The organism is Pseudomonas cichorii, assembly GCF_015471405.1.
Classification (GTDB): Bacteria; Pseudomonadota; Gammaproteobacteria; order Pseudomonadales; family Pseudomonadaceae; genus Aquipseudomonas; species Aquipseudomonas serbiensis.
This window is the reverse complement of sequence record NZ_BLVZ01000002.1, coordinates 448,241-461,038: the sequence shown is the minus strand read 5'-3', so window position 1 is coordinate 461,038 and position 12,798 is coordinate 448,241. Positions and strand designations below refer to the sequence as shown.

At 55.7% G+C, this 12,798-nt stretch carries 13 protein-coding genes; all 13 read right to left on the bottom strand.

The features are described 5' to 3' along the window. The coding region (locus JL015_RS04095; protein ID WP_201017513.1) for a hypothetical protein at positions 1-392 on the bottom strand (392 nt) is incomplete at its 3' end. Positions 393-702: 310 nt separating this feature from the next. Further along, entirely contained in the window at positions 703-2,286 is a 1,584-nt protein-coding gene (locus JL015_RS04090; protein ID WP_201017512.1) for a neuraminidase-like domain-containing protein, read from the bottom strand. A gap of 46 nt (positions 2,287-2,332) precedes the next feature. Next, on the bottom strand, positions 2,333-4,480 hold the full coding sequence (locus tag JL015_RS04085) for a hypothetical protein (RefSeq protein ID WP_201017511.1): 2,148 nt from the start codon (positions 4,478-4,480) through the stop codon (positions 2,333-2,335). Between the two features lie 96 nt (positions 4,481-4,576). Then, the gene (locus JL015_RS04080) at positions 4,577-5,371 is read right to left on the bottom strand and encodes a DNA adenine methylase (protein WP_201017510.1); all 795 of its coding nucleotides are present in this window, start codon (positions 5,369-5,371) and stop codon (positions 4,577-4,579) included. Further along, positions 5,341-5,532, bottom strand: coding sequence for a Com family DNA-binding transcriptional regulator (locus JL015_RS04075; RefSeq protein ID WP_201017539.1), 192 nt, complete (start codon positions 5,530-5,532; stop codon positions 5,341-5,343). The genes JL015_RS04080 and JL015_RS04075 overlap by 31 nt, the downstream gene beginning before the upstream one ends. A gap of 137 nt (positions 5,533-5,669) precedes the next feature. Continuing rightward, positions 5,670-5,984, bottom strand: a complete 315-nt coding sequence (locus tag JL015_RS04070; protein WP_201017509.1) for a hypothetical protein — start codon at positions 5,982-5,984, stop codon at positions 5,670-5,672. Next, entirely contained in the window at positions 5,978-6,547 is a 570-nt protein-coding gene (locus JL015_RS04065) for a hypothetical protein (protein ID WP_201017508.1), read from the bottom strand. Before JL015_RS04065 ends, JL015_RS04070 begins: the two co-directional genes overlap by 7 nt. A gap of 71 nt (positions 6,548-6,618) precedes the next feature. Continuing rightward, positions 6,619-9,180: a hypothetical protein gene (locus tag JL015_RS04060; RefSeq protein WP_201017507.1), complete on the bottom strand. Its 2,562-nt coding sequence runs from the start codon at positions 9,178-9,180 to the stop codon at positions 6,619-6,621. Between the two features lie 11 nt (positions 9,181-9,191). Then, positions 9,192-9,557, bottom strand: a complete 366-nt coding sequence (locus tag JL015_RS04055; protein WP_201017506.1) for a hypothetical protein — start codon at positions 9,555-9,557, stop codon at positions 9,192-9,194. After that, complete coding sequence (locus JL015_RS04050; RefSeq protein WP_201017505.1) at positions 9,554-10,684, bottom strand: phage tail protein; 1,131 nt, start codon at positions 10,682-10,684, stop codon at positions 9,554-9,556. The genes JL015_RS04055 and JL015_RS04050 overlap by 4 nt, the downstream gene beginning before the upstream one ends. Next, positions 10,677-11,798, bottom strand: coding sequence for a baseplate assembly protein (locus JL015_RS04045; RefSeq protein WP_201017504.1), 1,122 nt, complete (start codon positions 11,796-11,798; stop codon positions 10,677-10,679). The genes JL015_RS04050 and JL015_RS04045 overlap by 8 nt, the downstream gene beginning before the upstream one ends. Beyond that, positions 11,782-12,159, bottom strand: coding sequence for a GPW/gp25 family protein (locus JL015_RS04040; RefSeq protein WP_201017503.1), 378 nt, complete (start codon positions 12,157-12,159; stop codon positions 11,782-11,784). The genes JL015_RS04045 and JL015_RS04040 overlap by 17 nt, the downstream gene beginning before the upstream one ends. Before the next feature lie 83 nt (positions 12,160-12,242). After that, on the bottom strand, positions 12,243-12,794 hold the full coding sequence (locus JL015_RS04035; RefSeq protein ID WP_201017502.1) for a phage baseplate assembly protein V: 552 nt from the start codon (positions 12,792-12,794) through the stop codon (positions 12,243-12,245). Between the last annotated feature and the right edge of the window lie 4 nt (positions 12,795-12,798).

The following is a 12,798-nucleotide window of genomic DNA, read 5'->3' as shown; positions in this document are numbered from 1 at the left end:
TTGTTGATTTTGGGGGCGATAGGGTCGACGCCGCCTTCGGATTCCCAGGTGAGTTCTATTTCGGTGGATTTGATGGCGGAGCCAATCCATTCCTGGTCTTTTTTAGTGTTAATCCCGACGCCGTGGGTAATGTAGAATTTTTTTGAACCCTCCATAAAAGTGGCGGGTAATGTTGGCAGTAATGTTGCTTTATTAAAGGGGATTGTTATGGATTGGGGAGTGGGTGTGAACAGATTTTCGTGGTCTTGCGTTTTAGTGATGATTTTTTGAGGGCCATAAGGCAGTGCCATGTTTTGAGGGTGGCTCATGTACTGATGGAGAGTAATTTCAGGGTTTGTATTAGACGCTTCAATGGTGACGTTGCATTGGAAGGGTATTAGTAGCTCCATCATGACAAGCCCTGCCTTGATATCGTCTATGTCATAAAGGGTCTCATGCCTGACTAGTCGGGTAAGGTAATGGTTTATATAGCCGTCTGTAGCGTCGATCGTTCTTGAATCTATACCGAATACATAGGGTAGGTGGTTTGGGTTTCTTATGAAGTCGATTAGTTCTATAGGTAGACGGATGTCATGGCTTATATAAGCGGAAAACTGAACGGATAAAAAATTAGGTACTGCCTCTGTAGGCAGAAAGGTAATGAGTGAGCCTGGCAGTAGTTTGTTGTAAATGCCTTCTTTTTTGCCTACTATTAAATGCAAGTTAGTGTGGGGGGGCGCCTCTGAAGTGAAAAGTTATATCAATGGTCATCGGTTCAGGAGCATTATCACCGCTTTCCGGGATGATGTCGGCATTGATATCGGATGTTAAGCGTATCGTAGAGCTGGCATGGTCAAGGGTAGGCTGTTGTATAGCCGGATCTTCCATCGCCCGTATCCGGGACTGCCAACCGTTGTAGTCCCAGTCGGCAGACCCAGGAAGTGCTGGTTTGGTAATAATGGGTTTTAAACCAATGTGAACACTCCATGTGAACTGAAAATTTCCTTTGTTTTTGAGTGCCAGCGCCCAGCAGGTTTTACGAATGCGGCTTTCATTAGGCTCTGCATCTGCTCCATTGTAATTTTCTTCCACGTAACCATCTTTGGGGAACGATCTTTCCTTGTTGAAGTTCTTGTCAACAAACGCGGTTTCCAGCAATGCATAATCTGAAGTGGATCCATCCGTATCGCCACTGACCAGATGTTCACCGGCATAGATGGCGATAAACAGGGATTCCGGTGAAGCCGAAAGATCAAACACGGCAATGCTGTTCAGATCGTTTTCAAGGTTGACCGTCTTGCCTGCCCGGGTAAAAGTTTTGAGTGACGTGATGTCCATGTAAATCAGTGGTGCGCTCCAGGAGTCATCATATTTCTTGTACGAGATATTGAAGAGCAGGCGCACCTTGGGGTTGGATGTCGGTGGGGGGGGCGGAATAATGGGAATGCTGCCATCTGTACCGGGTTTGATACTTTCTGTTGGCAGTGTGACTTCAATCTCTTCCGACACAGGAATCATATCCACCCAGGTCACAAACAGCCGGTTATTGAAGAATACCGGGCGAAGGGTGCGCTCAATCGTATTGGCATTGACCCCGATCTCTGCCCGCTTCCAGTCCGACCAGGCGCCGGGTGTCGGGTAGTCATATTTCGGGCCTTCAGTGCCTTCCTTGTAGGCGCGCTCGTTCATATCGACCATGCGCCAGTAATAGATATTCTCGGCACGAGACCGGCCAATGAAGTAATACTTGCCCTCTGCAAAGCGCTCAGTGTCGATATAGCCATTGATCACCGTCAGGTTTGCCACTTCCTCGAAACTGGCGAGGTAGGATTTCACGGCTTCCTGTGTCGTATCGATACTGATCTTGTTCTGGTTGATATCGTTTTCCAGATTTTCAAAGTAACCGGATTTCTTCAACCGCAAGGCCGGGGAAATGAAGGTTTCCGGGTAGAGCGCCAATTGCATGTTGGCGGCCCAGATCGGGTACTGGCTGCTGCGCTCGCGCCATTCGACGAAGTTTGCTTCGGTGGGTCGCAGCAAGTCATAACCCGGCTCCATGCCCATCAATGCTCCGTTGATGAACTGCTGAATACTGCCAATGGCAGAGGCCACATAACTGGTTTCGACTTCATTGATGACCTGATTGTCGATCAGAAAAAACTCATACAGATCGTTGGCAGTTTTCAGGCGTTGGTCCAGACCAAGACTCCTCAGTAAAGGGGAATTGGGAACCACCTCACCCAGGTAATAAGCGACCAGTGCATCCCGAAAGGATTCGTTGAGCTGGCTATCAATGGAGCGAGACATATTTGGAGCCTCCATGGCAGTTGATGTAAGTCCGTTCATTCAAGGGTCAGCGGCTGGCTCCCATGACGGCGTCGCCGACCTTTTTCCATTCGTCGGTGGTGCTGTCGCTGGTCAAGGCCGTCGCAGCCAGTAGCTGGGCGGTACCGAGGCCAGTCAGAGTGCAGATACCGTGCATGCGTCTCAGCCAATCAATCTGGTGCATGGATTTGCCGATGCGATTTGCCAGGAGTTCGCTTGCAGCTCCTATTTCCGTCGAGCTCCAATCCATGAGCGAGGCCAGACGCGCCGCCCACTGACTGGCTGTGGCGTCGGTGTTCGCCAGAACGAAGTAGCTGAGCAAGGCTGCTTCCGGATGTCCGGAGCTGTCACGCCAGTTCCGGTAGCGGTCCAGAACATGAAAGCTTGCCAGTGACAGAGGTAGCGGGGCGGCGAAACTGGCATGCAGCCATTGTGGATGGACCAGAAAAGTGCGCAGTGCCTGGGCACTTAGGCCCAGTTCCTGATTGACCTCGGCGTAGCGCAGCAGGGTCATCAGGCTGTCGATCACCTCTTGGCTTCTGGCGGCCAATGGCAGGCTGAAGCTTGCAGGCGCCGATGCATCCAGCACCTTGCCCAGAAAAGCGTCAGCACTGGTGCCCGCCCAGCGCATGACGGTTTCGCATCGATCCAGCGGCAAGCCAGCGTTGGACTGCAGCAAGCCTTCCACCAGGCGGTGCTGAACCACGTAGCCTTTGAACACGAATTCGCCCAGGCTGGTCCTGGCCGCTTCTTTGGCCTCAGCGCCCAGTTTCAGTGGTTCGATCTGGACAACGAGCAGTTTGTCGATGGCAGCCGAAGCGTTGTCATCCAGCACCAATGGCAGGGCCTTGACCAGCCCATGGGATTCGACGAGAGGAGAAAGCACGGTTCCCCACCAGTCGATGGCTGTGCCGCCGTCATCCTTGATCGGCAGGTTCAAAGGGGTCAACTGCTCCTCGGCAAGTGCGGTTGCACTGGCGTCCTTGCCCAGTTGATCCAGTTGGTCGAGCAGCGATTGAGGGAGTGTGGATTCTGACGGGTCGATTCCCAGCTGGCGACGGAGCGTCCACACGTCGCGTCCGGTTTCGTTGAGCCAGCTCACGGCCCACTCCAATTGCATGAGGATGTCGAGGATGTCGGGAGTGGTGTCGTCGCTCAATGTTTCGGGAGCCTTGAGCACGCCTTTTACTATCTGATTGCGGTAAGACTCGCCACCCAGCAGATCGACCAGCGCGCGGCTGGACGGGGCTGGAATATCAAGCATCGAAGCGATCCGGGTCTGGCGATACATCGAGGACAACATGGACAAGGTACGTTTGAACGGCTTGTCCGCGTCAGCATAGGCGTTGCGGGTGTCGACCAGAATGGGCCACAGACTTTCGCGGGTGTATTCCAGGCCCAGCGCCATGCAGATCTGGGCGAGTGTCTTGTTGCTGAGGCTGTCACCACTGGTCAGCCAGACGTCCTTGCCATCCAGTACCAATGGGGTGTCGAACACGACAGGGTAGTTAAAGGCCTGATCGTACATTGGCAAGTGCCGGTTGCTGGCATAGGCGCTCAATTGATGGAATAAACCGGCGAACTCCTCGGGCTCGATGGAGTAGTGCTTGCTCAGGTAGCGATAGGTACCCAGTGTTCTCAAGGTATTCAGAGTCAATACCTGGCCGGTGTTGGCTTCGCCTTCCGAGCGAATGACGGCCATGATCAGCGTATCCAGTTTGGCAAAGGGAATATCCATCCAGCGTTGCAGGCGGATCATGCGTTGCAGGCGGTCGAAGCGGTCCACGCTGGTGTTGATCAGTCGTGCATTGCCCTTGTCGTCTCTGCTCAAACCCAGCGGTGCCTGATCAGACGGACCATTGACATAGCAGGCCCCGTATTTGACAGCGCTCGCCTGAGGTTCGATGGCGCTGTGTCCTGCCGGCAGGACGTTGGGGGATTCATAGGGGGCATGGTTGTGTACAGCCAGCACGGCTTCGACGGCATCACTGTTCAGGCCGGTTTTCTCGATGAACACCTTGAGCGAATCCAGAGCGTTGGCCGCCCCCTGGATGTAACTGACACCGTAACTGGCTTTGAAAAAACGGGTGATGGTCAGCAGGTCTTCCTGATCATCCCGCGCGTCATCTGCGGTTTCGGCTGGCGGCGGTTCCAGGGGCAGGGCAGGGGCCAGCACAAGTGCCTGTTGCTCGGTGATGCCGAGCGCGAAAAATCCGCGCTCTGACGTGAGATAAATGGCTTTAGGTTCTGTTGCACCTGTTGCAACAGAATATCAAAACAAGCCTGCTGGTTCGGCTTGAATGTCCCAACTGAAGATCAAGACCTCTGTTGCCTCACTCCCTTTACCACCACCGACCGTGTATTTGATGTTCGTCGTCTCCATGTGGAAGGCTGAGAACACCCTGCGGATATCTGGATGGTCGTTCAGGCTGATGATGGCTTTACCTTTGATCTGCCCCAGCAGCTTCGCCATTGCCTCGTATTGCTCAAGGCCGAATGGCACGCCATAGCCCTCGGTCTGCCAGTATGGTGGGTCGCAGTAGAACAGCGTGTGCTCACGGTCATACTTCTTAATGACCTCCTGCCAGTCGAGGTGCTCTATATAGGTGCTGCTCAATCGTAAATGAGCAGCAGATAGGGTTTCCTCCAGCCTCAGTAGATTGAGCCCAGGCGGTGTGGTTGTGGCTGTACCGAATGTCTGGCCATCAACACGACCACCAAAAGCTGACTGTTGCAGATAGTAAAACCGAGCTGCACGCTGGATATCTGTCAGGGTTTCAGTCCTGGTCATTTGCAGCCACTTGAACACCTGACGGCTCGACAGTGCCCACTTGAACTGCCTGACGAACTCTTCCAAGTGGTTTTGCACCACTCGGTAGAGGTTAACCAGGTCACCATTGACGTCATTGAGGACCTCAACCTCTGCCGGTACCGGGCGCAGAAAAAACAGCGCTGCGCCTCCTGCGAAAGGCTCGACGTAGCAACTATGAGCTGGGAACAACGGAAAGATACGATCGGCGAGTCGGCGTTTGCCTCCTAACCAGGGGATGATCGGTTGTGCGTACATGCGGCCTCCTGATGGCTTTGGGCGCTCGTTGGCGGTGTCAGGAGGCTCTCGGCCTTCAAGTGATTAAGTGTCCGGCAACGCGGACATTTGATCTGTAGCTCAATGAATCCACATGCAGCGGCAAGTTTCCGACTGCAGTGGCCACATCTAATCTCTTGCATCATCTGCAAACCTTTTGCACTTCTGGTAACCTCCTCTATGCTTACGCGTGAGCGGAGGGCCATGGCTGGCTTGCAGGCTATACCTGCTGGTTAGTGATCGATTTGAGTGCTGCAACACTCAAATCGATCGCCCTTTTTCAATCCGCGTGTCTTGCCACTCGGTCTGGTTCGATATTCTTTTCACAGTGCTTTGGATCAAACCGGTCCAGAAACTTGCAAAGCATGCATGCCCAACGCTTTCCCTTACGCGCCTCTTTACCTGCCCTGGAACTTATCGTTTCGTCTTCATGGCCACCAAATGCGGTATTGGCCAACTGATCATATGAAACAGCCAAACGCCAAGCGCGGGTGCTGTTGACCAGTACAGCAGCGAGCATCCAGAGACCGCCTACAATCGCCGCCAGCATGCATAACAGCCAAAGAGCAAGGCCCAGAGTCAAACGCTTCACCATACGATCACCTCGATATCCGGCAGGGTTTCTGCACGGTCAAGCTGATCCTCCAGAGCCTGCCGTTTACCGATAATAGCGCCTGAATACTTGGCGTAGCCCTCAGCCTTGGCCTGTACTCGGCTGGCCAACTCAACAGCCGTCAAGCCTCGTGCATCCGCGATAGCCGACAGCAAAGGTGTAGCGTTTGAGGGGTCAAGCAACAGCGCCGTGGCCTCTTGCACTTGCTGAGGCCAGCTCTGCAGTTCTCCCGCCGGATAAGTACTTGTCAGGGCTGTCAGCGAAAGGTCACAGGCCTCATTGATAAAAAGCAGCCTGGCAGCCTTGGCAGCAGCCAGTTTGTTTGACTCCGCTGCTGGGTATGTCAGTTCACCCAGATATTGGGTCTCTCCCAAGGAGCATGCGGGGATTTCATCAGGCTGCCCTGGGAGGATGACCGCGACAAAGAAACCATTCTCACGGTAGTCAGACGGCACAGCCCAGACACGGACCAGTGCATCTGCATGGATCAATGGCAGTTCGATGTGCTGATTACCAATAATCAGGACTCCATTTTCAACCTTCATTACTTTCTCCTACTGATAAGAGCGCCAGCTCGGTTGGTGCTCTCTGGGCATGGTTCAGTGCATGTGAAGCGTTACGCCTTTGCGAGGCGACCGCCTATGTATGAACTCGCATCTGATGCGGTGGTATCGATGTGTAAACAGAAGAGCCCAGCGCGTAAACCATGGCCATCGTAGCCACCATGGATTGCTATACAGCTGGCGTTGCTGTTGAAGTAGTCGCCGTAACTGCCGTTGCTTGCTGAGGCATCGCCTGTGGCAGGTACGAATATGTCCCGCAAGTCGTAATTGGTGTCTGAGTCCTGAGCCATGGTTACCGGGTAACAGCTCCCCAAAGCAGTCCGGTTGGTCGATTGATATAGCTTGTTGCCGTTTCGATCCCAGATCATGTATCGGCCCGTAGCATCGGTTTGCAGGCCGTCGACCATCTGCCAGACATTTCCCCAAAGCCCCACGATGCCGCGCCAAGTAGCTTGAGCAACCTGCTGGCTATCAACCGCCAGGACACTGCCAGTACTGACGTTGCCTTGACCGATGAGCGCTTGCGAGTCAGATCCGCCCATCTCAATCATTGCCAGCAACTGGATTGCGGACAACTGGTAGATCGACCACAGTGCGAATCCACTTACGCCTGAGACGTTACGTGCTGCAGCCAGAGCCTGCATGGCTTGGAAGTCGATATTCACAAGCGGTGTAGCCCCGGCCTTAGAGCCCAGCTTGCTCCCGTCCGCAGTACCTTGGTACTTCCCCACCCAGAACTGAGCGAGATCCGCGCCGACATTCTTGAATGCCGGGTGCAACTTGAAGCCCGTAGCTGGTTGATCAGAGATCCAAACTGCTTTTTTTCCAAGGTGTGGGCCTGAAGCGATGGTGCCGCGCTTCACATAGAACGCTGGAATCCTGACCATGCTCTGGCCATCAACGACTTGGTCCTGGATAGCGCCGTAGGTGGCATGCGAACTGAAGAACGAAGCATCAGTCACCTTTGTGGCCCCGGTTTCGTCGACCCGAGCCCACGTGCCTGCACCGCCGCCGGTGGTCAGCATGGCAATCCCGATAACATTCGCAAAGGCAGCTTTGGTGATGAACTTGCTCTCGGTAGACCACTCGGACCAACCTTTTGCCGCGCCCTTGTGGCGAACCTGGACATAGTAGTCCTGCTGCCCCTGCAGCAGCCTTCCAGCCGGAACAATAGCCGCGAGTTTATTGACCGTATCGGTACCGCTATCCCACACGGGAGCCGCATAGGTCCCTGCAGCCTGGCGGATTCGCCACTGGCTGGCCTCGTGCGTATCTGCATCACCCGAGACAGTGAAAACTGAACTGGTGATTGTGGGTTGCTCAGGAACATCGGTAGCGTTGGCTGCCGGACCTGTGACATTTGGCGCAACGACATACACGAATGAGGCCGCCGTGGAAAAACTGGACACCGTCGAATAGTCGGACCAAAGCCCTGCAACATCCTGCACGCGAGCCCGCCAATAGTAGGTCGAGCCTGCGACGAGCACTGATGCTGGAAGAGCATATGAGAGCCCGGAACCCAACACCCCTGAGTCATGCAAGACTGAGGTAAATGTTGCGGTCGTGGATAATTGGAACTGAACTGCAGCCTGGGCATTGCCAGACGGTGAGCTGTAGCCTGCCAGCGCCAGACTCGGTCGTTCCATCACCTCGGTTGCCGCTGATGCTGGCGCACTGATCAGTGGTGCCACAGGGCGCAGATCTGGGTTCACGAAACCGCCCAGCCCCGTCGACTGACCCAGCGCGACAATGTGCTTGATCGTCATGGCTTCGCCCTGGATATCCAGGCGCAACGAACCATCACCACGCATCGGCAGAATGTACTCATAGTCCGCATAGCCCGAAGGGATATCACCATCGGTACGGCGCAACGACCAACCCGTTTCCTTCCAGGCGGGCTGGTAGCCATCGCGATAATACAGGCGGGCCAAGCCAGAGTTCAGTGTGCGTCGAATCATTACTGAGCCACCTGCAGCATCGGTACCAATATTGATGGAGCGAGTCAGGTAGATGTCACCTGGTACTGCTGCTGCATGTGATGCGCTCAGCACCTTGATGCTGGAGCGGCGAAGCGTTGCGGTATTACCCCAGTCGCGAGAAAGGTTGGCGGTTAAACGAATCCGTGCATTGGACAGGATCGTTTGGATCTGAACTAAAGCCGACACTGGAGCCAGCTTTCCGTTCGAGTCGGTCGCAGCAGGATCACTCAGGACATAAAACTCTCCAGCGCGAAGCCCTGCTGTAGAGGCAACGTCGATAGAGTCATCACCACTGACACCCTGAACTACGGCGATCGGCTCAAGATCAATCAGCGTGTAACCCGAGACGAACATCTCGAAGCGAATCGCATTGTTGCGGTAGAGCCAGTCCAGATCCACCGCCCGCTGTACCGATACAGCGCTGGACAACTCAACATCTGCAAGGCGGTCATTCAGGTCGCCGACCTGGCCGCTCAACGTCAAATTGGCGTCTTCTATGGACTGGCGCAGCACAATATCGTTGTCCAGAAGCATCTGGTTGGCTGGGTTGAACGAGTCCGGGTGAGCGACACTGGATGTGGTGAGCTCAGGAAGGCTGATTGAAAACTTCGGCTCGGGACTTGGAATCAGTGGCATGGCGTTTTTCCTCAGTATTCAAAATCAAGGTCGAGTTCGATTTCGCTGGTGGACTCGAACTCTTTGGGTTTCACAACACGACGCCCCATGAGCACGCCAGTATCGGTTTCAACGGAAAACTCACGCAGCACATGGTTGCCGGCCATTGCTCCAGTCAGCGTTCCACTGACGGTAAGAACCGAGCCCGAGACGTTACAAACAACCGGCACGCGAGCGAACTCATCGACCAACCCAACGTCCTCATCTGGTGAGTAGGGATTGCTACCAGAGCCAAAACACATCCAGGCAGCCTTTGATAATGTGCCTCCTGTCGCAGCACAGACTGCGACGTGCTTCCGGTAGGCCAGTGTGGTTGGTGTGGCGTTTGGGTTACTCATAGCGGCTCCTGAGTTGTGATGCCGTTGTTTTTGACGCGCATGGTCGCGCTGAACCTAATACCGGGACCGCCCAGTTCGCCGCCAAGCAGCCATGTGCCGTCCAGGCAATGCATGCCAATACGATTGAGCTGAGCATCAGCGAGGCTTCGGCCCTCATCCAAGGGCCACCCCTGCAAGGTCTGCTTGTCCAGGCTCCAGCGCCCATCCAGCATGCGAAAGCGGTCCTCCAGGACCACAGGTGCTGGCGTACGCGCTCCACCCATGGACATGGCGGCACGCAGCGAGATTTTTTGGCGGGTATTGATGTGACCGCTCTCCAGGGCAAGCCCCGTTGGCGATCGTCCATTAAGCGGTCTGCCATCAAGCCGCCAGCCACCATCAAGCAACACGTCGACATAGCCGCCACCGAGCCTCCAGCAACCGTCAAGGGTGCGACGTTGTGCAGGCTGAAAGCGTTGGCATTTGGAGTACTTCATGCGCAAGCGGTCGGCCATCGACTTCAGGGTGATACGAGAGTCGAATCTGGCTTGCAGGGCGATGATGATGCCCACCAGCTCATCGCGGGCCGGCGCATAGGCCTCAGCGACCTGGCGAATACGCTTCTGCTGCTCGCGTGACCAGTCACCGTCAGAAGCATTAAGCCGGATCGCATACTGCGCCCAGTGGCTGAGTGCGATGCGCTTCATGACTTGGCCATTGATGCCAGTATTAGGTGGTGTCAGGTTGACCTTGCTGTCGAGCAACCAGGTGCCGTCCAGCGTCTTGCCACCTGCAGCAACCCACTCGGCCTGGTAGGTCTTCTGCTCGATTAGCTCTAGGACCGGATAGCCGATGATCGACAAGGCATGCTTGACCGCCCAGGGCGTGCCTTTATAGCGGTGCAGTTCAATGGCAGTCTTGATCAGGGCACGGCGGTCATCATCGGACCTGGCTACCGGCCAAGTGGCCTCATCGAGCATCGAGAACTGCTCTGCCAGTATCGGAAGCAGCGAGGGCTTCACCAGGTCGACCAGGTACACCAGCATCGCGTTGAGGTCGAGCTGCTGCACGTTCTCGTTCAGCAGTTCGTTAAACCAGACGAATCGCTCGTCACCAGCCAGCGCGGGCGGCAGTTGCTGCTCAGCCATTGGCAGTACCCGCATCCGTCAGCGTGATCGAGCTGCAGACGGCCCACTCATTCCCGGCCAGCTCACGCGGTACCGCTGGCAACTCTACAAATGCCCGGTACACACCTGGTACCTGCAGGCGGCTGGTCAACTGCTCAGGAACGATATCGACACCCAGCCTGGCGCTTAGCTCCAGAACGTAGTCATCGGCAGCCGCTCGAACGGCAGCCATGGTGGTGACCCGATCGGCGCTATTAAAGAAGACGATCCGGGCGTTGATCGAATAGTCGACCTGAGTCAGCAGCAAGGCATGCACGGTGTCGCACAGCGGGCGGACCTTCTCGCCGTTCACAACGTCCAGCATGCGCTGCAACAGGTCAGCGGTCGGCAGCCCGCGAGTCGTCAGGGGAAACAGCGCGACGTGGCCTGGCTGCTGTCCTTCAGCAGGACCATGGACGGCCACATCAATGATCGACTGATGTGCTGACATGGCGTGATATCGGTACGCGCCTCGGCTGCCGGCGTTCGAGAACGCTTCAGGTGCCAGAATGATGCGCTCGCGGTACCGGTCATCACTCTCGTCTTCGTCACCATCGGCGCTCACAGTGATGTTACTGGCCGTCAGGTCGTTCAACTCAGCATCTGATATGAGGCTGATCTGGCCCACCGCCCAATCGTTGCCGGTGTCACCAACCGTGCTACAAGTGGCAGTAATGCTAACCTGAGTTTGACCGGCCAGGATCAGGGCATCGGAGTCAGTCAGAAACGCAATCTTGCCGTCTTGCGTGGCCACCCGAGTGCCTATCGGGATCAACCGAGGCTGCGTTGCTACTGTCGCTAGGGTGAACCGCAGGGTACAACGTGCCGCGACAGCCAGCAGCCGAGGGGTGTCCACCATCTCGCCCAGGTAATCCAGGATCGGTCCATTCGCGTACCTGACCAGCAGTTGCTCGCCGGCATTCTGGATCGACATCTGCAGGCTGGTAGTGGCATAGGCGATCTGATCGATGAACAGTCGTTCGACCTGGGCTGGATACAGCGTCTTGCCCGACTTAGCCTCATATCGAGCAATAAGATCCGCTTCGGTGGCTGCCGGATCAATGGTGACGAATACCGGCTTAGGCAGCTCGCGCATACGACACCTCGGTCAGTTGTGGTAGACCATCGGCGACACGCCAGGTAATCCTGAGCCATACCTGTGAGCCTTCAATCGTCGGAGTGACTTGGACAACATTGATCCGAGGCTCCCAGATACGGATAGCGTCCACGGCCTCGCGCACCAAGTGCGGCACAACCCGGTTTACGGGCCAGTCGATATAGAGGTGGATGTCGCTGCCGAAGGTCGGGCGGTGCGGATCACTGCCCTTGGGGGTGGTGAGAATGATACGGATCGCCTGGTCGATATCACGCAGGCCTTCAACGACCGCGCCGGCAGTGCCCAGTGCGGGCTGCCAGTGGGCGGCGGTGATACTGGAAGGAGAGATAGGCGTCGTCATGCGCCCATAATGAGAAGGCCAGCCCCTACCTGCCTCTAAACAAGTTTAGAGTCCGTCTTTGCGTGACGGTCAGCTACTGCCGCTTAATGCGAGTGGTGATTCGAGTTGCCACCCGCATCCATCACCGAGCCAGCAGCATCGACATTTCCTCCAACCGTAACATTGCCGCTAACCTTCAGATTCCCCTTCAGATCCACCTCAGCTATGTCCAGCGTCGCTGAGGGTGCCTTGACCGACACAGGTTCACCGCACTCAACGCTGAGGTTCCTGGCGCATTTCAGTGTCGTAGCCCCTATGCAATCCACGGCCATGACACCTTCTCTGCGGTCGTAGGTCACGGTAGTGCCGTCACTGAACCGAATAAAGTCCGTGTCTTCGTCGACCACTGGTGGCGGTTCTGCAGACGAATAAACCCCGCCCAAGTACACGCCACCCACACCATCAGCATCGAGCAGCAAGGCCACTTGCTCGCCCAGTTCAGGCATCAGTGGCCTGCGCTTCGTGCCTTGGGTGTTGCGCTGCGGAACGCTCAGCCAATAGCTCTCGACACCATCGCGGTCATCAAGACGTACTCGAATCCGGCACCCCTGGTAATCAACCGCACTGACCTCGCCATACTCCAATTCAACGCCCATCGTT

Excerpts from the sequence above, each read along its gene's own strand:
- JL015_RS04090 (WP_201017512.1), bottom strand. The coding sequence starts at position 2,286 with ATGTCTCGCTCCATTGATAGCCAGCTCAACGAATCCTTTCGGGATGCA.
- JL015_RS04080 (WP_201017510.1), bottom strand. The coding sequence starts at position 5,371 with ATGTACGCACAACCGATCATCCCCTGGTTAGGAGGCAAACGCCGACTC.
- JL015_RS04075 (WP_201017539.1), bottom strand. The coding sequence starts at position 5,532 with ATGCAAGAGATTAGATGTGGCCACTGCAGTCGGAAACTTGCCGCTGCA.
- JL015_RS04070 (WP_201017509.1), bottom strand. The coding sequence starts at position 5,984 with ATGGTGAAGCGTTTGACTCTGGGCCTTGCTCTTTGGCTGTTATGCATG.
- JL015_RS04065 (WP_201017508.1), bottom strand. The coding sequence starts at position 6,547 with ATGAAGGTTGAAAATGGAGTCCTGATTATTGGTAATCAGCACATCGAA.
- JL015_RS04060 (WP_201017507.1), bottom strand. The coding sequence starts at position 9,180 with ATGCCACTGATTCCAAGTCCCGAGCCGAAGTTTTCAATCAGCCTTCCT.
- JL015_RS04055 (WP_201017506.1), bottom strand. The coding sequence starts at position 9,557 with ATGAGTAACCCAAACGCCACACCAACCACACTGGCCTACCGGAAGCAC.
- JL015_RS04050 (WP_201017505.1), bottom strand. The coding sequence starts at position 10,684 with ATGGCTGAGCAGCAACTGCCGCCCGCGCTGGCTGGTGACGAGCGATTC.
- JL015_RS04045 (WP_201017504.1), bottom strand. The coding sequence starts at position 11,798 with ATGCGCGAGCTGCCTAAGCCGGTATTCGTCACCATTGATCCGGCAGCC.
- JL015_RS04040 (WP_201017503.1), bottom strand. The coding sequence starts at position 12,159 with ATGACGACGCCTATCTCTCCTTCCAGTATCACCGCCGCCCACTGGCAG.
- JL015_RS04035 (WP_201017502.1), bottom strand. The coding sequence starts at position 12,794 with ATGGGCGTTGAATTGGAGTATGGCGAGGTCAGTGCGGTTGATTACCAG.